Below are 19,763 nucleotides of genomic sequence, written 5' to 3' on the forward strand. Positions count from 1 at the left end.
GAGCACTATATTGAACTTCATCGTCTCTGAGAGCGGCAGGTCGCAGCATTTGCGTGCGGTTAATTCAAGGCGCGTGTGCTGCGTAATAGCTAAAGGATGGATAGGAAAAAGGGAGGCTCTATGTTTACGATTGACTACAACACTTATCGCACGCTTAAACCTTACGGCAAACGTGTACGTTTCCTGGTGTTGCACTACACCGCGTTGGACTTTTCTGGCTCGGTCAAATCGCTGACCACCGGGGCTGCAAGTGCGCATTATCTGATCCCGGATCCAATCGATCCGAGCTACATTGCGGCGGGCTTCAAAGGGCAGAAGATTTTCAGTCTGGTGGCGGAAGAGGACCGTGCGTGGCACGCAGGTGTCAGCCAGTGGGCCGGTCGTTCAGGGTTGAACGACACCTCTATCGGTATCGAGATTGTTAACCAGGCCACGGATGTCGACGGCGTTTTCACGTTCCCTGACTACCAGGCTTCGCAAATCAGAGCCCTCAAGCAATTGGCGAGGAACATCCTGCAACGTTACCCGGACATGTCGCCGAAAAACGTGGTAGGCCATTCCGATATTGCGGTCGGTCGCAAATCAGACCCCGGCCCCAAGCTTCCCTGGAAAGACCTTGCGCAGGCAGGTATCGGCGCCTGGTACGAGGATTCAGTCAAAGACAAATACCTCCAGCAATTCAGTGGCGAAATTCCTGAGCGTGACCAAGTGGTTCAGGCGTTTTCCCGCTATGGCTATGGCATTGAAACGCCCATTTCTGATGGTTTTTTCAGTACGCTGGTACGGGCTTTTCAACTGCACTTTCGGCCTGAAAACCATGATGGAGTGCTGGATTGCGAAACCTGCGCGATCTTGTATGCACTGAATGAAAAATACGCCTGAGTTCGTGCGGCACTCAAAGCTCGATCTTCATTTCGAAGCGCCGAGGAGGGCAACATGGTCCTGTCCGAGCAACAGTTAGTTAAAGTCTTACCACGCTCACGGCTTAAAGCCGGCGTTTTCATTTCTGCGTTAAACGCCGCCATGTCACACCACCAAATCATCACACCTGAGCGCATGGCCGCATTTCTTGCCCAAATCGGCCACGAATCCGGCCAGTTGCTCTATGTGCGAGAACTGGGCAGCGATCAATACCTGAGCAAATACGACACCGGCACCCTGGCGGCGCGTTTGGGCAACACCCCCGAGGCCGACGGCGATGGCCAGAAGTATCGGGGCAGGGGGCTTATCCAGATCACGGGGCTGCGCAATTACCTCGCCTGCAGCCAAGCGTTGTTTGGCGACGACCGCCTGTTGCAGCAACCGCAACTGCTGGAGCGGCCGCAATGGGCGTGTGAGTCCGCTGCCTGGTTCTGGCAGAGCAATGGTTTGAATGAACTCGCCGACAAAGACCAGTTCACCACCATTACCCGGCGCATCAATGGCGGGCTGAACGGGCTGGACGAGCGTTTGCAACTATGGGCACGGGCGAAGGCGGTGCTGGGCGTTTCCTGAGGTGGCGTGCGCGTCGTCGGCCGTTAGCGTCTTGATGCACTCTGTAACTTGCATGGCCGATAGGCTCCTGTAGGGTAGGCAAACCCCCGCCCATTCCTGGAGACGACCGTGAAGGAAATCACTCAACTGGCCGCTGATCTGGGTCGCCGTTTGCAGGTGCTCAATGCCCACGTCACCACTGCCGAGTCGTGCACCGGTGGCGGTATCGCCGAAGCCATCACGCGTATTCCGGGCAGTTCGGCGTGGTTTGAGGCCGGGTATGTCACTTACTCCAACCGGCAGAAGACCCGCCAGCTGGGCGTGCCGGAGGCGTTGTTCGCCAAGGTCGGCGCCGTCAGCCAGGAAGTGGTGGAAGCGATGGTGCGCGGTGCGCAGGAAAAAAGCCTGTCGCGCTTTGCCGTGGCGGTCAGCGGTGTGGCGGGGCCAGACGGCGGTTCGCCGGACAAACCGGTGGGCACCGTATGGCTGGCGTTCGGCGTGGGCGACGAGGTGACGGCCGAGCTGGCGCACTTCCCCGGTAACCGCGACGAGGTCCGCCGACAAACGGTAAAGGCCGCACTGGAGGGCTTGTTGCGACGAGCTGCAGCAGAAATCGAAAATCAGGGGTAGGCGATCCCGGATCTTTGTGGAACAATACTGTCTACTTATACAGGTGTTGGCCGTCAGGCCTTATTGATTACGTGAGGACTTTAATGGACGACAACAAGAAGAAAGCCTTGGCTGCGGCCCTGGGTCAGATCGAACGTCAATTCGGCAAGGGTGCCGTAATGCGTATGGGCGATCACGACCGTCAGGCGATCCCGGCTATTTCCACTGGCTCTCTGGGTCTGGACATCGCACTCGGCATTGGCGGCCTGCCAAAAGGCCGTATCGTTGAAATCTACGGCCCTGAATCTTCCGGTAAAACCACCCTGACCCTGTCGGTGATTGCTCAGGCGCAAAAAATGGGCGCCACCTGTGCGTTCGTCGACGCCGAGCACGCCCTGGACCCTGAATACGCCGGCAAGCTGGGCGTCAACGTTGACGACCTGCTGGTTTCCCAGCCGGACACCGGTGAGCAAGCCCTGGAAATCACCGACATGCTGGTGCGCTCCAACGCCATCGACGTGATCGTGGTCGACTCCGTGGCTGCCCTGGTACCGAAAGCTGAAATCGAAGGCGAAATGGGCGACATGCACGTGGGCCTGCAAGCCCGTCTGATGTCCCAGGCGCTGCGTAAAATCACCGGTAACATCAAGAACGCCAACTGCCTGGTGATCTTCATCAACCAGATCCGCATGAAGATCGGCGTGATGTTCGGCAGCCCGGAAACCACCACCGGTGGTAACGCGCTGAAGTTCTATGCTTCGGTCCGTCTGGATATCCGCCGTACCGGCGCGGTGAAGGAAGGTGATGAGGTGGTGGGTAGCGAAACCCGCGTTAAAGTCGTGAAGAACAAGGTGGCTCCGCCATTCCGTCAGGCTGAGTTCCAGATTCTCTACGGCAAGGGTATCTACCTGAACGGCGAGATGATCGACCTGGGCGTACTGCACGGTTTCGTCGAGAAGTCCGGTGCCTGGTATGCCTACAACGGCAGCAAGATCGGTCAGGGCAAGGCCAACTCGGCCAAGTTCCTGGCGGACAACCCGGATATCGCTGCCACGCTTGAGAAGCAGATTCGCGACAAGCTGCTGACCCCAGCGCCGGACGTGAAAGCTGCTGCCAACCGCGAGCCGGTTGAAGAAGTGGAAGAAGCTGACACCGATATCTGAAGCAAACGATGACTGTGGTACTGGATACACTCGTCGCCGTTCGGCGCACCGCGATGGACCTGCTCGCTCGCCGCGAGCATGGTCGAGTCGAGCTGACGCGTAAACTGCGTCAGCGCGGTGCACAGCCCGAGATGATCGAAACAGCCCTGGACCGTTTGACGGAAGAGGGGCTGCTTTCCGAAGCCCGTTACCTTGAAAGCTTTGTCTCCTACCGCGCGCGCTCCGGCTACGGCCCAGCGCGAATTCGTGAAGAGCTGAGCCAGCGTGGCCTGCAACGTGCCGATATCGACCTTGCCCTGCGTGAGTGCGGTATCAGTTGGCAGTCGCAGTTGGAAGATACCTGGCGGCGCAAGTTTGCCGGCCATTTGCCGATTGATGCCAGGGAGCGTGCAAAGCAAGGTCGCTTCCTGAGTTATCGCGGGTTTTCGATGGACATGATCAGTCGGTTGCTCAGCGGCCGAGACATGGACGATTAAGTCTTCAGGCTGGTAAAAATCTGAATGTGGGAGCTGGCTTGCCTGCGATAGCAGTGGGTCAGCAACCTATAAGCTAGCTTGCAAACCGCTATCGCAGGCGAGCCAGCTCCCACATCGGATTGTGTTGGCTGCTGAGATGCCAGATCTCGGTAAAACAAAAGGCCCACTACGACAGTAGTGGGCCTTTTTTTTTGCCTAAAAAATCACGCCGGCTCCGGCGCCACCCGCTGCTGCGTCTTCCCCTGAGCCTGGGCCCAGTTCTCCGGCAAATTGATGTAGTCCACCAATTCCCGCAGGCGGCCCTGATCACGGCCATTGAAGTTGAACACCAGGCGGGTCAAATGGCTGAACCTGGGCTCATCGTGTTCCTCGCCTGTGTAAGCAAGCTGTTGAAACTCACCACTCAGGCGCAGGCTGGCGAACTCTGTCTGCAAGTGGGCCAAGGCCCGTTCACTGAGCCGGTGGTTCATGCGCACCACAAACTCACGCTTCAACCAACGGGTGGAGTGGAAGTTGGCATAGAACTGGTTGATTTCCGCCACCGCTTCTTCAGCGCTGTAGACCAGGCGAACCAGCTTGAGGTCGGTGGGCAGGATATAGCGATTGGCCTCGAGCTGGTTGCGGATAAAGTCCAGCGCGCCTTGCCAGAAACCGCCACCGGGGGCATCCAGCAGCACCACCGGCACCAGCGGGCTCTTGCCGGTCTGGATCAGGGTCAGGACTTCCAGCGCTTCATCCAGGGTGCCGAAACCGCCTGGGCACAGCACCAGCGCGTCGGCTTCCTTGACGAAGAACAGCTTGCGAGTGAAGAAAAAGTGGAAAGACAGCAGGTTGTCAGTGCCATCAATGGTCGGGTTGGCGTGCTGTTCAAAGGGCAGCGTGATGTTGAAACCCAGGCTGTGCTCCAGGCCAGCCCCTTCGTGGGCGGCAGCCATGATGCCGCCGCCGCCGCCGGTGATCACCATCAGGTCCGATTGTGCCAGCAGTGCCCCGACTTCCCGGGCCAGGGCGTATAACGGGCTTTCGAGCGGCGTGCGTGCCGAGCCGAATACGGTCACCTTACGGCGGCCCTTGAACTGTTCCAGTACGCGGAAGGCATTCTCCAACTCGCGGATCGCCTGCAAGGTGATTTTGGCGTTCCAGCGGTTGCGGTCGTCCTGCGCCATGCGCAGCACGGTGAGGATCATGTCGCGATAAAGGGGGATGTTCGGGCTGTTGGGAGCGACCAGCTGGAGTTGTGCGTCGACCTGCTGGGTGAGGTCAGCGCCGTTTGCTTCAAAATGACGGAGCAGGCGGTCATTCGGTTCGTAAGGCATTCAACTTCTCCTTCTTCACAGAACCTGGGCCATCGGCGAGAGATTCGTCCGCGGCCACGACACTGCATGTGTCGCTGCACGCCCTTGGCGTTGCACGGTGTTCGCCAGGCGGCAAAACGGGCTCTGTATGTTCCTTGTGATTTGGAAACCTTTGCACTGCAAGTCGCAGGAGGGCAACCCTCTTTTGCCCTGAGAATGTTACAGAACGGCGTGAAAAACGCAGTAGATGGGCTGCCGGGATGGCTTGATGATGAGCCGAAAAACCCATGGCTGGCAACCGCTTATTGGTCACTCATCACGCAGTTTAGTCGTTGCCGGGCAAATGCAGCGGGGGAGGTGTGCGCCACCGGACAGTCGCGCACAGAGATCGAGCAGCGGTTTACTTTTTCTTCTTGGCAGCCGCCGGTGCCGGGCAATCGGCTTCCACAAACTTGACCGATGCTACCGGGCGATTGGTCTTGTTCTCGGTGATTTCATAACGCATCACGGCGCCCTTGGCCATCAGCTCGCGATAGCCTTTGTTCAGGCATACGCTCTGACCCAGCTGGAAATACACAGCCTTGGGGTTGGCGCGCATCTGTTCGGCACGGTCAGGTAGCACACTGAGGTGATCAATCAGTTGCATGCCTTCAACGGTGTAGGCCACTTCCAGGGTTTTTGCGTCGATTTCCCGAGGCAGGTCTTTGTTGCTCTCGGCCGCGACGCTTTGCAGCTTCCTGTTCATTTGGGCCTCCAGCAACGACGCCGCGTGGGCGCCCAGGGGCAGGACCAGCGCAAGGGCGACGGATGGGGCAACAAGGCGCAGCATGGAACGCAGCATGAAACTCTCCTGATTCGGTTACTGGTGCATAGACCAGCCACTGCGCTGTGCGTTCAGTGGCGCGCAATTATAGGGGACCGCTTGCCACTACAGCCAGGCGTATCGCTGGTAAACTGCGGCCACTTAGTCTTGTTCGAGTTTTTTCTGTGTCGATTGACCTCTGCTCGCGGTGCGCCCGATGAGCCACGCCGTCTCCCGCTTGCGTACCCAGCGCCTGGCGCGCGCCGTCCGGCCGTTTCTCAACCGGGGTTCGCGTGCCGAACGTTGCCCCGGTTGCCGGGTGATTCCCGAGTACTGCCTGTGCGCCTGGCGCCCGACAGTGCAGGCCCGCTCGGCCATGTGCCTGTTGATGCATGACGTGGAACCGATGAAACCCAGCAACACCGGCTGGCTGATCGCCGATGTGATCGACGACACCACCGCGTTCGCCTGGTCACGCACAGAAGTGGCCCCTGAGTTGCTGAGCTTGTTAGCCGACCCGCAATGGCAACCGTATATCGTGTTTCCGGGCGAATTCGTGGTGCCTGAGCGAGTGTGCAGTGAGGTGAGGGTGCAAGACGGCAAACGCCCGCTGTTCATTCTGCTGGATGGCACCTGGAGCGAGGCGCGCAAGATGTTCCGCAAAAGCCCATACCTGGAACACTTGCCGGTGTTGAGCCTGGCGCCTGAGCAGCTGTCACGCTACAAGCTGCGCCGGTCCAAGCGCGATGATCATTTCTGTACCGCCGAAGTGGCGGCGCTGTGCCTGGAACTGGCCGGCGACGCAGCGGCCAGTGAAGTGCTGGATGCCTACCTCGATGTGTTCAGCACGCATTACCTGGCCGCTAAATTCCAATTGCCGGTCGACCCTGCGGACAGCGTGCACACGCGGCTTGCGCCTTATATCCCCGCGGTATAACCAGACGACGTTTGCATGATGGCACCGCAAACCCGCGACCGGCTAAAATGCCCACGGGCGTAGTGCTTGACCCCCTAGGCTACGCTGGGCATGCTGGGCGCCGATTGGGGCGTAACCGTGACTTTTCAGTATCGTTTCAGGTGTTTTTGATGCTGAGTGTGCCCTGTGGCGATGGCTGCCTGGCTGTTGCCTTGTGTACTGGCGAACCCTGAACCCATCAGGGCTCCCATAAAAAACAGGATCATTTAATCAATGGCCACATACGAAATCCTGATAGCCGATGACCATCCGCTGTTTCGCAGTGCGCTGCATCAGGCCGTTACCTTGGGCCTTGGCCCTGACGTGAACCTGGTCGAAGTGGCCAGCATTGCCGAACTGGAAACCCGCCTCAACGAAAAGTCCGACTGGGACCTGGTGCTGCTCGACCTGAACATGCCGGGTGCCTACGGTTTCTCGGGGCTGGTGCTGTTGCGCGGGCAGTACCCACAGATCCCGGTAGTCATGGTCTCGGCCCAGGAAGACGCCGATGTGGTGGTGCGCTCCAAGGAGTTTGGTGCCAGCGGGTTCATTCCCAAGTCGAGCGCCATGGAAGATATCCAGAACGCCGTGCGCAAGGTGCTGGACGGCGATGTGTCGTGGCCGCCGCAAGCGTTTGAAGAAATCAACGTGTCCGACGAAGCCAAAGCCGCCCGTGATGGCCTTGCCAGCCTGACGCCTCAGCAATTTCGGGTGTTGACCATGGTCTGCGAAGGCTTGTTGAACAAGCAGATTGCCTATGAGTTGAGTGTGTCGGAAGCGACCATCAAGGCCCACGTGACGGCGATCTTCCGCAAGCTCGGCGTGCGCACTCGCACTCAGGCGGCGCTGCTCCTGCAACAACTTGAGTCAATTTCGCAGCATTAAGCTGTGCCCGATTCACGCTTTTTTGACTTTGCGTGATCTAGTTTCCCCACTTCTTTGGTTCAGTTGCCTACATCTATGTCGCCTTTCAAGGGTCAAACCGGTATCAAACGTATCTTCAACGCAGGGGGCTATTCCCTGGATGGCCTGCGCGCAGCATTCACCGGCGAGGCGGCATTCCGTCAGTTGGTGTTGCTTAACGTGATCCTGATCCCGTTGAGCTTCTTCCTGCACGTCAGTCGGGTCGAGCGCGCCTTGCTCATCGCGGTCTGCTTGCTGGCCTTGATCGTTGAGTTGCTCAACTCGGCAGTGGAAGCGGCCATCGACCGGATTTCCCTCGACCGCCACCCGCTGTCGAAAAACGCCAAGGACATGGGCAGCGCCGCGCAATTCGTAGCGCTGACCATGATCACCCTGGTGTGGGCCGTGATCCTGATCTAAGCCTCAGGCAATGGTTGGCAGCACGATCTCGTCGCTGCGCTGAACCCCGGCGGTGAAGGCGCGGCACAGTTCCAGAAACTCGCGCATCGCCGAGGTCTGGTACTTCTGTTTATGCCAGATGAAATAAAACTGCCGGGCCAGGTCCAGGTCCGGGGTTTCCACCGGCACCAAACTGCCACGCCGGAACGCATCGCGTAGCGCCAGCCGGGAAATACAGCCAATTCCCAACCCTGACTCCACTGCACGCTTGATCGCCTCGGTGTGTTCCAGCTCCAGGCGGATATTCAGCGCGCTGCGGTGATGGCGCATGGCCTGGTCAAAGGTCAGGCGCGTGCCCGAGCCCTGTTCGCGCAGGATCCATGCTTCATGGGTCAGCTCTTCCATGGTCGCCACTCCGCGCTTGGCCAAGGGATGCTGCGGCGCACAGAACACCACCAGCTCATCCTCGACCCAGGTTTGTACCTCGATGTCCGGGTGGCTGCAGTCACCTTCGATTAGACCCAGGTCAATTTCGTAATGCGCCACTTGGTGCACGATATTGGCAGTATTCTGCACATGCAGCTTCACCTGGCTCTCAGGGTGCTGCTGCATGAAGCTGCCGATCAGCAGGGTCGCCAGGTAGTTGCCGATGGTCAGGGTGGCGCCGACCGCCAGGGAGCCAAAGCCGGACTTGCCGTTGAGCAGGTCTTCGATCTCCTTGGCCTGGTCGAGCAGGGCCACGGCCTGGGGCAATAGCTGATGGCCGAGGGCGTTGAGGCTCAGGCGTTTGCCCGCGCGGTCGAATAATTGGCAGCTGGATTGACGCTCCAGCTCGGTGATCGAGGTGCTGGCGGCGGATTGAGATAAGGCCAGAAGGCCAGCAGCGCGTGAGACGCTTTCCTGCTGGGCGACGGCGACGAAGACTTGCAGTTGACGTAGAGTAAATCGCATATCGATATAACCGATAACCCTTATCTTAATAATCCAGTTAACAGATATTGTCGCCGCCATTAGAATGCTGTGCAATTGCGCATCTCATCGTTGGCGCAGACCCATTTCCAGGAGTTCCCCGTACATGAGCAACATGAACCACGAACGTGTCCTCAGTGTTCATCACTGGAACGACACGCTGTTCAGCTTCAAGTGCACCCGCGATCCGGGCCTGCGCTTCGAGAACGGTCAGTTCGTGATGATCGGCCTGCAACAGCCCAACGGCCGCCCACTCATGCGTGCGTACTCCATTGCCAGCCCGAACTGGGAAGAGCATCTGGAGTTCTTCAGCATCAAGGTGCCCGATGGCCCGCTGACTTCCCAATTGCAGCACTTGAAGGAAGGCGACGAGATCATCATCAGCAAAAAACCGACAGGCACCCTGGTGCTTGACGATTTGAAGCCGGGCAAACATCTGTACCTGCTCAGCACCGGTACCGGTCTGGCGCCGTTCATGAGCGTGATCCAGGACCCGGAAACCTACGAGCGCTTCGAAAAAGTGATCCTGTGCCACGGCGTGCGCTACGTCAACGAAGTCGCCTACCGCGAATTCATCACCGAGCACCTGCCGCAGAACGAGTTCTTCGGTGAGGCGCTGCGTGAAAAGTTGATTTACTACCCGACCGTGACCCGCGAGCCGTTCGAAAACGAAGGCCGCCTGACTGACCTGATGCGCAGCGGCAAGCTGTTCAACGACATCGGCCTGCCGCCGATCAACCCCGAGGACGACCGCGCCATGCTGTGCGGTAGCCCGAGCATGTTGGACGAGACCAGCGAAGTGCTGAACAGCTTCGGCCTGAAAGTTTCGCCACGCATGCGCGAGCCGGGTGATTATTTGATCGAGCGTGCGTTCGTCGAGAAGTAAACACTGCTCAAAAAAATGTGGGAGCCGGCTTGTGTGAGAGCTGGCTCCCACAGTTGTTTTCGGCGTTTACCTGGCTGGAACCACTTCAAGCACACAAATCAGGCCCGCCTCTGGATAGTGCCAGCGCACATCCACATCCCAGAACTGCGCGCCGTATTCACGCTCAGTCCCTGGCGTCTGATACGCCGGCCGTGGGTCCTGGGCCAAACACTGCTCGATCAACGCCACCAGCGGCTCCTCAAGGCGCTGCGCATGGCCTTGCGCCTGCAACAGGGCGGCCTTCAGCCACTGCACGGCAATCAGCTGCGGCGCACTGCTGGCGATGCTGTTGGTAGCGGTGTCGATGATGTCGGCATAGGGCACATACGGCTTGATATCCAACACCGGCGTGCCATCGAGCAAATCGATCCCGGACACCCACAAGCGGCCTGGCTCGACCTTGTCCAGCTTCACCACCGACTGGCCAATACCATTGGGCCGGTGTGTAGCGCGAGTGGCAAACACACCCATTGAGGCGTTGCCGCCCAGGCGCGGCGGCCGCACTTTGAGGCGCGGCTTGTCTTCCAGGGCCTGGTGGAACAAAAACAGCAGCCACACGTGGCTGACCTGCTCCAGGCCCTGCACCGCCTCGCCCTGGTCGAACGGCGCCACCAGCTCCAGCACGCCACGGGCGGCCGGCGCCAACTGCGGCTGGCGCGGGATGGCGAACTTCTCCTTGAAGCAGGAGCGCACGAAGCCGACAGGCGAGACCGAGTAGCTCATGGCTTACGCACGAACCCGCAGAGTCAGGCCCTTGAGGAAATTGCGCAGCAACTGGTCGCCACAGGTGCGGTAGTTGGTGTGGCCGAACTTGCGGAACAGCGCGCTCAGCTCAGGCTTGGACACCGGGAACTCAGCCGCCTTGAGGATGGCGTGCATGTCGTCTTCCTTGAGTTCGAAGGCCACGCGCAGCTTCTTGAGGATGATGTTGTTGGTCACCGGAGTTTCGATCGGCTGCGGCGGACGGCTGTCGTCCTTGCCACGCTTGAAGATCACCAGGCCATCAAGGAAGTGCGCCATGACGTCGTCCGGGCAGAACACAAAACCTTCTTCCTCGTCTTTCTTGAGGTAGGTCAGCAGGTCTTCCTTGGTGACGTCCATGCCGCCGAGCTTGATGATCTCGACCATCTTGTTGTCGCTGATGTCGAGCATGTAGCGCACGCTGCGCAATACGTCGTTGTGAATCATGGTGGGCAATCCTGGTATTCAACTGAGGGCACCGCGCAAAGTTGCCGGTGCCGGGAAAAGGGGAGCGGCTTAGAACTTTTCTTTGCCGGACAGGTAACGCCATTGGCCGACCGGCACTTTGCCGATGGACACGCCGCCAATGCGGATGCGACGGATGGCGATGACTTTCAGGCCGACCGCCTCGCAAAACAGGGCGATTACGCCCGGCTGCGGGTTTTTCAGCGCAAAGCGCAGGCGGTTTTCGTTCTGCCAGCTGGCTTTGACGGCCGGCAGCTCTTTGCCTTTGTAGGTCAGGCCGTGGTTCAGGCGGTTGAGGCCATGGGCAACCATGTCGCCCTCGACCTCCACCACGTATTCCTGCTCGATCTTGGCGGCATCGGCGGTCAACTTGCGCAGAATCTTCCAGTCCTGGGTAAACACCAGCAGGCCGCTGGCCTTGGCCTGCAGGTCGGCACTGGCGGTCAGGCGCAGGAAATGGCCCTTGAGCGGGCGCTTGCTGAAACGGTGCTCTTCGGACAGCGACTCGGCGCTGATCGAGGCCATCGCCGTTTCTACATCCACGCCCACCGGGGCGTGCAGCAGGATGGTCACCGGTTCCGGCACAGTGGCTTTAGCCTCTGGGTCCAGCTCGACCTTCTGGGTGGTGACCTTGAATTGCGGTTCGTCGATCACTTCACCGTCCACCGAGACCCAGCCGCCTTCGATAAACAGCTCAGCCTCCCGACGGGAGCAACCGACCAGTTCGATAAGGCGTTTGGAGAGGCGTATGGGGTCAGTCATGACAAGGGCCGTAGCAAAAGGGGGCGGCTATTGTACCTGTGTGGGCGCGGTTAATCCCGGACCCATTTCAGCACGGTGGCTTTATTGGTTGGTACACGGTTCAAAATGTGGGAGCGGGCTTGCTCGCGAAAGCGGTGTGTCAGTCAACAGACAGGTTGAATGTGCTACTGCCTTCGCGAGCAAGCCCGCTCCCACATTGGCGCTGTGTTGTGTCAGCCACTGCGCCGTTGCTGTTGGCGCAAGCGCATATGCAGCAGCGGGTACGGCTGGCCAAGGCCATCATGCTCGGCACGTCCGATCACCTCGAAACCCTGCTTGAAGTAAAACCCCAGGGCCTGCGGGTTTTGCTCATTAACGTCCAGCGCATCGGCATTCAGGTGCTCGATCGCATAACCCAGCAGTTGCCGACCCAAGCCCTGGCCACGGTATTGCGGGTCGATAAACAGCATCTCGACCTTGCCCGCCGCCACCCCGGCAAACCCGGTGATGCGCTGGCGCGCGTCCTTGGTGCAGATCAGCATCACCGCGTCCAGGTAGCGCGTCAGCACCAGCTCTTTGAGCACTACGATGTAGCTGTCCGGCAAAAAATCATGGGTCGCCCGCACGGAGTCTTCCCAGATTTGCGCCAATTGCGCGTAGTCGCTGGTTTTAGGTGTGTGGATAACCGAATGCTGACGCATGCCCGCTGCCCCTTGCCGATGATCGGTGCTGATGGGCAAACGATAGACCTAAAAAAGCCCCGCATCTTGTTCAGACACGAGGCTTTTTGAATTTTTCACGCCGATCGTTCCCACGCTCTGCGTGGGAATGCCTCGCCGGACGCTTTGCGTTCGCAGAGCTAGTCGCGCTTTTCAGCCCACAGGTCGTACTCGTCGGCATCCGTCACGGTACACCAGACCTTGTCACCCGGCTTCAAGCCGCTGGCATCGTCGATAAACACGTTACCGTCGATTTCCGGCGCGTCGAAGAAGCAACGGCCCACTGCGCCTTGCTCGTCGACTTCGTCGATCAGCACTTCGATTTCCTTGCCGATGCGCAGTTGCAGGCGCGCCGAGCTGATGGCCTGCTGGTGCGCCATGAAACGCTCCCAACGCTCCTGCTTGACGTCGTCCGGCACGATGGCCGCATCCAGCAGGTTGGCCGGCGCGCCTTCGACCGGCGAGTACTGGAAGCAACCAACGCGGTCCAGCTGCGCTTCGGTCAGCCAGTCCAGCAGGTACTGGAAGTCTTCTTCGGTTTCGCCAGGGAAGCCGACGATAAAGGTCGAACGGATGATCAGCTCCGGGCAGATCTCGCGCCAGTTCTTGATGCGCGCCAGGGTCTTGTCTTCAAAGGCCGGGCGTTTCATGGCCTTGAGGACTTTCGGGCTGGCGTGCTGGAACGGGATGTCCAGGTACGGCAGGATCTTGCCGGCGGCCATCAACGGGATCAGTTCGTCGACGTGCGGGTACGGGTAAACATAGTGCAGGCGCACCCATACGCCCAGGCTGCTCAAGGCTTCGCACAGTTCGGTCATGCGGGTTTTGACCGGCGCGCCGTTCCAGAAACCGGTGCGGTATTTCACGTCGACGCCATAGGCGCTGGTGTCCTGGGAGATCACCAACAGCTCTTTAACGCCGGATTTGACCAGGCGCTGGGCCTCGTCGAGTACATCGCCCACCGGGCGGCTGACCAGCTTGCCGCGCATCGACGGGATGATGCAGAAGCTGCAGCTGTGGTTGCAGCCTTCGGAAATCTTCAGATACGCGTAGTGACGCGGCGTCAGCTTGATGCCTTGCGGCGGCACCAGGTCGATCAGCGGGTTGTGGTCCTGACGCGGCGGCACCACCTGGTGAACGGCATTGACCACCTGCTCGTACTGCTGCGGGCCGGTCACGGCCAGCACGCTTGGGTGCACGTTGCGGATATTGCCTTCTTCCACGCCCATGCAGCCGGTGACGATGACCTTGCCGTTTTCCTTGATGGCTTCGCCGATCACTTCCAGGGACTCAGCCTTGGCCGAGTCGATGAAGCCGCAGGTGTTGACCACCACCACGTCGGCGTCCTGGTAGGTGGACACAACGTCATAGCCTTCCATACGCAGTTGCGTAAGGATGCGCTCGGAGTCGACCAGAGCCTTTGGGCAACCCAGGGATACAAAGCCGACCTTGGGGTTGGCTTTTGCGATGGTGGTGGACATGTCTAACCTCGGTATTGAATGACGCCGCCAGTCGGGCACGACACGGCGGTAGACGGGCGCTTGGTGCGCCTCTGATCAAAAAGTGCGCAATTCTATCGACGGGCAGCGCGCTTGACCAGCTTTATACGGGGAAATGCGACGAGTGCTGCGCTATGCTTCGCGCCGTTGCGCACGGGTGAAACCCCGGGGTCAATAAAACGTCTGTTACGAGAAGTAAAACAGCGCATGCTAGGGTCAGCTTAGGCGCGTTGTTTATAAAAGACCTCAGGTCAAAGGGCAGGAGTGGTTGATGGGTCAGGCAAATAGTCAGGCGGCAGGTGCCGAGCATTCCAATGCAAAGCCGATTGGCATGCTGGTGGCGGCGGTCGGGGTGGTTTACGGCGATATCGGTACCAGCCCGCTCTATACCCTTAAAGAAGTGTTTACCGGTGGTTACGGTGTGCAGGTCAACCATGATGGCGTGCTGGGTATCCTGGCGCTGATCTTCTGGTCGCTGATTTGGGTCGTATCGATCAAATACATGCTGTTCGTGCTGCGCGCCGACAACCAGGGCGAGGGCGGCATCATGGCGCTGACGGCACTGGCACGGCGGGCGGCAGGCACGCGCAAGCGCCTGCGCAGTTTTTTGGTGGTATGCGGGCTGTGCGGTGCGGCGCTGTTCTATGGCGACAGCATGATCACCCCGGCGATTTCGGTGTTGTCGGCCATTGAAGGCCTGGAATTGGCGTTCGATGGCCTGGAAAAATGGGTCGTGCCGATTGCACTGGTGGTGCTGGTGGCGCTGTTCCTGATCCAGAAACACGGCACCGACCGCATCGGCAAGCTGTTCGGGCCGGTGATGGTCACCTGGTTCCTGGTGCTGGGCGGCCTTGGGATCTATGGCATCACCTTGCACCCTGAAGTGCTCAGCGCGATGAACCCGATGTGGGCCGTGCGGTTCTTCGAGGCCCACCCAGGCATTGGTGTGGCGATCCTCGGCGCCGTGGTGCTGGCACTGACCGGCGCCGAGGCGCTGTATGCCGACATGGGCCACTTCGGCCGCAAACCCATTGCCCGCGCCTGGTTTATCCTGGTGTTGCCGGCGCTGGTGCTTAATTATTTCGGCCAGGGCGCCATGCTGCTCGGCGACCCGGAAGCCGCGCGCAACCCGTTCTACCTGCTGGCGCCAAGCTGGGCGCTGATCCCGCTGGTGGTGTTGTCCACCCTGGCCACGGTGATTGCCTCCCAGGCGGTGATTTCCGGCGCGTTCTCGTTGACGCGTCAGGCGATCCAGCTGGGTTACATCCCACGCATGCACATCCAGCACACCTCCAGCGCCGAGCAGGGCCAGATCTACATCGGTGCGGTGAACTGGTCGCTGATGGTTGGTGTGATCCTGCTGGTGCTTGGCTTCGAGTCCTCCAACGCACTGGCCTCGGCCTACGGCGTGGCGGTGACCGGGACCATGCTGATGACCACTATCCTGGTGTCGGCAGTCATGCTGCTGCTATGGAAGTGGCCACCGATCCTGGCGGTGCCGGTGCTGGTCTGCTGCCTGTTGGTGGACGGCCTGTATTTTGCCGCCAACGTGCCGAAGATCATCCAGGGCGGCGCCTTCCCGGTGCTGGCGGGGATTGTGCTGTTCGTGCTGATGACCACCTGGAAGCGCGGCAAGCAGTTGCTGGTCGAGCGCCTCGACGAAGGCGGCCTGCCGTTGCCGATCTTTATCAGCAGCATCCGCGTGCAGCCGCCTCACCGCGTGCAGGGTACGGCGGTGTTTCTCACCGCGCGGCCGGACGCCGTGCCCCACGCGCTGTTGCACAACCTGCTGCATAACCAGGTGTTGCACGAGCAGGTGGTGCTGTTGACGGTGGTCTACGAGGACATTCCTCGCGTGCCGGTCACACGGCGTTTCGAGGTCGATGCCTACGGCGAAGGCTTCTTCCGGGTCATCCTGCATTTCGGGTTTGCCGATGAGCCGGACGTGCCCGAAGCCCTGAAGCTGTGCCATCTGGACGAACTGGACTTCAGCCCGATGCGCACCACCTACTTCCTCAGCCGCGAAACCGTGATCGCCTCGCGCATCAAAGGCATGGCGCGCTGGCGCGAAGCGTTGTTTGCGTTCATGTTGAAAAACGCCAACGGCAACCTGCGCTTCTTCAAACTCCCGGTAAACCGGGTGATCGAGCTGGGCACCCAGGTCGAGATGTAATCTCTTGCAACACGGGAGCCGGCCCTCGGCTCCCGCTTTCCTTTCTGAACCCTGTGCAATCCAGCGTTGTCGACTAGGCTCTAAGCACTGTTTGAATAGTGCCCACAGAACCCAGAAGAGGTGCGCCATGAGTCAGCTGCTCGAACCCTACACCCTCCGTCAATTGACCCTGCTTAACCGCATCGCCGTCTCGCCGATGTGCCAATACTCGTCCGACGATGGTCTGGCCAATGACTGGCACCTGGTGCACCTGGGCAGCCGCGCCGTCGGTGGCGCCGGGCTGATTTTTACCGAAGCCACCGCCGTCACCGCCGATGGCCGCATCACCGCCCAGGACCTGGGCCTGTGGAACGACGCGCAGATCGAACCGCTGCAACGCATCACCCGCTTTATTGCCGCCCAAGGCGCGGTGGCGGGCATCCAACTGGCGCATGCCGGGCGTAAGGCCAGCACCCACCGGCCGTGGATCGGCAAGCACGGCAGCGTCAAGCCGGAAGACGGCGGCTGGGTGCCGGTGGGGCCCTCGCCGATTGCCTTTGACCCGAACCACACGCAACCCAGGCCACTCGATGAAGGGCAGATACAGCAGGTGATGGCCGATTTTGTCGCCGCCGCCAAGCGTGCGCTGACCGCCGGTTTCGAAGTGGTGGAAATCCACGCCGCTCACGGTTACCTGTTGCATCAATTCCTTTCGCCGATCAGCAACCAGCGTCAGGACCACTACGGCGGCTCGTTTGAAAACCGTATCCGCCTGGTGCTCGAAGTGACCAAAGCCGTGCGCGCCGTCTGGCCCCAGGAGCTGCCGCTGTTTGTGCGGGTGTCGGCCACCGATTGGGTCGAAGACGGCTGGAACCCCGATGAAACCGTGGAGCTGGCGCGCCGCCTCAAAGACCTGGGCGTGGACCTGATCGACGTGTCCTCCGGTGGCACCGCCGCGAACGCCGAGATTCCCACCGGCCCCGGCTACCAGACGCGGTTTGCCGAGCGCGTGCGCAAAGAGTCGGGTATCGCCACCGGCACGGTGGGCATGATCACTGAACCGGCCCAGGCCGAACATATCCTGCGCACCTGCCAGGCCGACATCATCTTCCTCGCCCGTGAGCTGTTGCGTGACCCTTACTGGCCGCTGCATGCCGACGATGACCTGGGCGGGCGCAAAGCCATCTGGCCTGCGCAGTACCAGCGGGCGACCCACCGTGATCAGCCGATTCATGAGTCTGATCTGAGGGATTGAACCCGCGCCTGCGTTCCACAAACCCACCCAATCCGGTGGGTTTTTTGTTACCCACGTTTAACGCAAGCCTGACCCGCAGCCGTATGCGCAAGAGCCTCACGATATCCACCTTTAGCCGCCGCTGCGTGAGAAAGGGTTGTAGGTATTTGTTACCGAAGTAATTTTTTAAGTGAATACTCTAAAAAAATCCCACACGTCACCAGATTGTTTCTACGCTTAAGGTAAGTGTGATTTCTGGCCCAGGGAGTCAGGCTGTTTGCCCTTGAAGCCACTGCGCTTCATGAGCGTTGGGAATGGGCACCAGGAGTAATTGACTGATATCAGGAGTAACGGTCCATGACCAAGTCTTATGGCGTAGCGGGTGCGGTGGCGTCTTTTTTGGGTCGCCGGATGTCCTTGCGGGGGCGAAGGTTGAGTTCGGATGAGGTGGAGTTGCTGGCGCAGTATCGCGCCCTGACCGAAAACGATCAGGTGGCGATGCGCTACTTGATAGGCGCAATGAAGAGCGTATCGCGGTTTTAATCGGCATAAGCGCGTTCCCACGCTCGCGTGGGAACGCTCTGTTGGCGCGTATCAGCTGTACTTGCGCTGGTCCGGTGCCGGTGGGAAGTACTGATACAGCCAGGTTTCACTCAAGGTGCGGTCCTGGGTGCGGATAAACAGCCGCAGTTCCACCGGCTCTACGCTGTCGCTGGTCGGGTACCAGTCGAACAGAATGCGATAGCCCTTGATGTTGTCCAGCACCAGCACACTGAAGTCTTTGACTTCGCCGTGGGAGCAGGTCACCACCGGTTCGATCCCGGTGCCGGCCGGCAGGCGATCCAGGCCGCCGCCCTTGAAATCCACGGCAAAGCGGCGCGCCCACACGTCGGGGTAATGTTCGCCCGGTGCCCAGCCTTCGGTAAAACCGCCCATGCCGGAACGGGTGGCATCCACTTGCGCCAGCGGTGTGCTTACCGGCGGCAGCGCGCTCCAGTACAGCTTGTAGCCATAGTTGAGTGATTCGCCGGCGGCCACGGGCTTTTTCGGGGTCCAGAAGGCCACGATGTTGTCCAGGGTTTCGCCGGTGGTGGGGATTTCCAGCAGGTCGATCGAGCCTTCGCCCCAGGCGGTGGTCGGTTCCACCCACAGGCTTGGGCGCTTGCTGTACCAGTCCACGGTGTCCTGGTAGCTGGCGAACTCATGGTCGGTCTGCACCAGGCCGAACCCTTTGGGGTCGGTGTCGGCAAAGGCGTTGAATTGCAGCTTGGCCGGGTTGTTCAGCGGGCGGCAGATCCACTCGCCGTTGCCACGCCACATGGCCAGGCGGTCCGAGTCGTGGATTTGCGGGTGGATGGTGTCGCACATCCGCCGTTCGTGGGTACCGCAGCTGAACATGCTGGTCATGGGTGCGATGCCCAGTTGTTCGATGGCGGTGCGCGCATTGATGTGCGCGTCGATGCCCATCACAACCTGGCTGGCCTGGCAGTCGATGTCGAAGCGGTAAGCGCCAGTGGCGCTCGGCGAGTCGAGCAGGGCGTAAACCACAAAGCGCGTGGCGTCCTTGCTTGGGGTTTCGAACCAGAACTGTGTGAAATCGGGGAATTCTTCGCGTTTTTTCGCGTAGGTATCGATCGCCAGGCCGCGTGCGGAGAGGCCGTACTGGCCGGTTGCGTCCACCGCACGGAAGTAGCTGGCGCCGAGAAACGACAGCACGTCATGGCGATCCAGTTCCGGCGCCTTGAACAGCTTGAAGCCGGAGAACCCCAGGTCGCCGGTCAGCTGTTTGGTGTCCACCGTGGTCTTGGCATAGTTGAACAGCGAAGGGCGGAAATGCACCTCGCGGGCTTCGCGGGTCTTGGGGTCGACGCTGTGCATGCGCACCGGCGTCTTGAAGCCCATGCCGACGTGGAAGAATTGCACGTCAAGCTGGCCGTTCAGCTCCTTCCACAGCGAATGGTTGCCGTCGTAGCCAATGGCATTGAAATTCTGTGGGGTCATGGTTGCCAGCGTCGGCGGCAGCACCTGTTTGGTGTCTTTATACGCGGTGGCGGCGAGCTGCTTGGCCTGGGCCTTGAGCGTTTCGAAGTCGAACGCCACGGCCTTGCCATCGGCGGCACGGTTCCCGGCCCAGGCCTGCGCGGCCAGCAGGCCACTGGCCGACAAACCGGTGTAAGCCGCAATGGCCATGGACGCTTTAAGCAAATTCCTGCGGTGCATAGAGACAACCTGTCGTGAGCAAA

21 protein-coding genes are annotated in these 19,763 nt (G+C 60.0%); 12 read left to right on the forward strand and 9 right to left on the reverse strand.

The window, feature by feature from the left end:
• Positions 1 to 120: 120 nt before the first annotated feature.
• From BLV67_RS03195 to recX, 5 genes are all read left to right on the forward strand, one after another.
• Positions 121 to 882, forward strand: a complete 762-nt coding sequence (locus BLV67_RS03195) for an N-acetylmuramoyl-L-alanine amidase (RefSeq protein ID WP_069786215.1) — start codon at positions 121 to 123, stop codon at positions 880 to 882.
• Between the two features lie 54 nt (positions 883 to 936).
• Positions 937 to 1,494 (forward strand): glycoside hydrolase family 19 protein, encoded by a 558-nt coding sequence (locus BLV67_RS03200; protein WP_069786216.1) that lies wholly within the window; start codon positions 937 to 939, stop codon positions 1,492 to 1,494.
• A 108-nt stretch (positions 1,495 to 1,602) separates the two neighbouring features.
• Positions 1,603 to 2,103, forward strand: coding sequence for a CinA family protein (locus BLV67_RS03205; protein WP_065928928.1), 501 nt, complete (start codon positions 1,603 to 1,605; stop codon positions 2,101 to 2,103).
• An 83-nt stretch (positions 2,104 to 2,186) separates the two neighbouring features.
• Complete coding sequence (gene recA / locus BLV67_RS03210) at positions 2,187 to 3,245, forward strand: recombinase RecA (RefSeq protein WP_048720087.1); 1,059 nt, start codon at positions 2,187 to 2,189, stop codon at positions 3,243 to 3,245.
• Between the two features lie 8 nt (positions 3,246 to 3,253).
• Entirely contained in the window at positions 3,254 to 3,721 is a 468-nt protein-coding gene (gene recX, locus BLV67_RS03215) for a recombination regulator RecX (protein ID WP_069786217.1), read from the forward strand.
• Positions 3,722 to 3,924: 203 nt separating this feature from the next.
• Here recX and BLV67_RS03220 read toward each other — a convergent pair whose 3' ends face one another.
• Together BLV67_RS03220 and BLV67_RS03225 are read right to left on the reverse strand one after the other, a co-directional pair.
• Positions 3,925 to 5,037 carry an LOG family protein gene (locus BLV67_RS03220; RefSeq protein ID WP_065928929.1) on the reverse strand — a complete coding sequence of 371 codons (1,113 nt, stop codon included), beginning with the start codon at positions 5,035 to 5,037 and terminating at the stop codon, positions 3,925 to 3,927.
• 379 nt (positions 5,038 to 5,416) lie between these two features.
• Complete coding sequence (locus BLV67_RS03225; RefSeq protein WP_065928930.1) at positions 5,417 to 5,857, reverse strand: PA3611 family quorum-sensing-regulated virulence factor; 441 nt, start codon at positions 5,855 to 5,857, stop codon at positions 5,417 to 5,419.
• Positions 5,858 to 6,035: 178 nt separating this feature from the next.
• Here BLV67_RS03225 and BLV67_RS03230 point away from each other — a divergent pair, with 178 nt between their 5' ends.
• From BLV67_RS03230 to BLV67_RS03240, 3 genes are all read left to right on the forward strand, one after another.
• Positions 6,036 to 6,755, forward strand: coding sequence for a tRNA-uridine aminocarboxypropyltransferase (locus BLV67_RS03230; protein ID WP_065928931.1), 720 nt, complete (start codon positions 6,036 to 6,038; stop codon positions 6,753 to 6,755).
• Positions 6,756 to 7,007: 252 nt separating this feature from the next.
• Positions 7,008 to 7,658 (forward strand): response regulator transcription factor ErdR, encoded by a 651-nt coding sequence (gene erdR / locus BLV67_RS03235; protein WP_065928932.1) that lies wholly within the window; start codon positions 7,008 to 7,010, stop codon positions 7,656 to 7,658.
• A 75-nt stretch (positions 7,659 to 7,733) separates the two neighbouring features.
• Positions 7,734 to 8,096 (forward strand): diacylglycerol kinase, encoded by a 363-nt coding sequence (locus BLV67_RS03240; protein ID WP_017137081.1) that lies wholly within the window; start codon positions 7,734 to 7,736, stop codon positions 8,094 to 8,096.
• Between the two features lie 3 nt (positions 8,097 to 8,099).
• Here BLV67_RS03240 and BLV67_RS03245 read toward each other — a convergent pair whose 3' ends face one another.
• Positions 8,100 to 9,026: a LysR family transcriptional regulator gene (locus BLV67_RS03245; protein ID WP_069786218.1), complete on the reverse strand. Its 927-nt coding sequence runs from the start codon at positions 9,024 to 9,026 to the stop codon at positions 8,100 to 8,102.
• A gap of 124 nt (positions 9,027 to 9,150) precedes the next feature.
• Here BLV67_RS03245 and fpr point away from each other — a divergent pair, with 124 nt between their 5' ends.
• Positions 9,151 to 9,930 carry a ferredoxin-NADP reductase gene (gene fpr / locus BLV67_RS03250; RefSeq protein WP_069786219.1) on the forward strand — a complete coding sequence of 260 codons (780 nt, stop codon included), beginning with the start codon at positions 9,151 to 9,153 and terminating at the stop codon, positions 9,928 to 9,930.
• Positions 9,931 to 9,996: 66 nt separating this feature from the next.
• Here fpr and tsaA read toward each other — a convergent pair whose 3' ends face one another.
• The 5 genes from tsaA to rimO all read right to left on the reverse strand — a co-directional run bounded on the left by tsaA (position 9,997) and on the right by rimO (position 14,116).
• Positions 9,997 to 10,692 (reverse strand): tRNA (N6-threonylcarbamoyladenosine(37)-N6)-methyltransferase TrmO, encoded by a 696-nt coding sequence (gene tsaA, locus BLV67_RS03255; RefSeq protein WP_069786220.1) that lies wholly within the window; start codon positions 10,690 to 10,692, stop codon positions 9,997 to 9,999.
• A 3-nt stretch (positions 10,693 to 10,695) separates the two neighbouring features.
• Positions 10,696 to 11,157: a YehS family protein gene (locus tag BLV67_RS03260; protein ID WP_056857589.1), complete on the reverse strand. Its 462-nt coding sequence runs from the start codon at positions 11,155 to 11,157 to the stop codon at positions 10,696 to 10,698.
• Between the two features lie 69 nt (positions 11,158 to 11,226).
• Entirely contained in the window at positions 11,227 to 11,937 is a 711-nt protein-coding gene (locus tag BLV67_RS03265; protein ID WP_065928935.1) for an rRNA pseudouridine synthase, read from the reverse strand.
• A gap of 212 nt (positions 11,938 to 12,149) precedes the next feature.
• Positions 12,150 to 12,617 carry a GNAT family N-acetyltransferase gene (locus BLV67_RS03275; protein ID WP_065928936.1) on the reverse strand — a complete coding sequence of 156 codons (468 nt, stop codon included), beginning with the start codon at positions 12,615 to 12,617 and terminating at the stop codon, positions 12,150 to 12,152.
• A 158-nt stretch (positions 12,618 to 12,775) separates the two neighbouring features.
• The gene (rimO, locus tag BLV67_RS03280) at positions 12,776 to 14,116 is read right to left on the reverse strand and encodes a 30S ribosomal protein S12 methylthiotransferase RimO (protein ID WP_058421640.1); all 1,341 of its coding nucleotides are present in this window, start codon (positions 14,114 to 14,116) and stop codon (positions 12,776 to 12,778) included.
• A gap of 289 nt (positions 14,117 to 14,405) precedes the next feature.
• On the opposite strand from rimO, the gene BLV67_RS03285 reads away from it, so the two are divergent.
• The 3 genes from BLV67_RS03285 (at position 14,406) to BLV67_RS03295 (ending at position 18,063) form a co-directional block, all read left to right on the forward strand.
• Positions 14,406 to 16,307, forward strand: coding sequence for a potassium transporter Kup (locus tag BLV67_RS03285; protein WP_056857580.1), 1,902 nt, complete (start codon positions 14,406 to 14,408; stop codon positions 16,305 to 16,307).
• Positions 16,308 to 16,434: 127 nt separating this feature from the next.
• Positions 16,435 to 17,541: an NADH:flavin oxidoreductase/NADH oxidase gene (locus BLV67_RS03290; RefSeq protein ID WP_069786221.1), complete on the forward strand. Its 1,107-nt coding sequence runs from the start codon at positions 16,435 to 16,437 to the stop codon at positions 17,539 to 17,541.
• A 336-nt stretch (positions 17,542 to 17,877) separates the two neighbouring features.
• Positions 17,878 to 18,063, forward strand: coding sequence for a hypothetical protein (locus BLV67_RS03295; protein ID WP_065928938.1), 186 nt, complete (start codon positions 17,878 to 17,880; stop codon positions 18,061 to 18,063).
• Between the two features lie 51 nt (positions 18,064 to 18,114).
• On the opposite strand, the gene BLV67_RS03300 is transcribed toward BLV67_RS03295, so the two are convergent.
• Entirely contained in the window at positions 18,115 to 19,740 is a 1,626-nt protein-coding gene (locus BLV67_RS03300) for a glucan biosynthesis protein D (RefSeq protein ID WP_065928939.1), read from the reverse strand.
• Positions 19,741 to 19,763: the final 23 nt, after the last annotated feature.

The sequence above is a fragment of the Pseudomonas salomonii genome, assembly GCF_900107155.1.
GTDB lineage: Bacteria > Pseudomonadota > Gammaproteobacteria > Pseudomonadales > Pseudomonadaceae > Aquipseudomonas > Aquipseudomonas salomonii.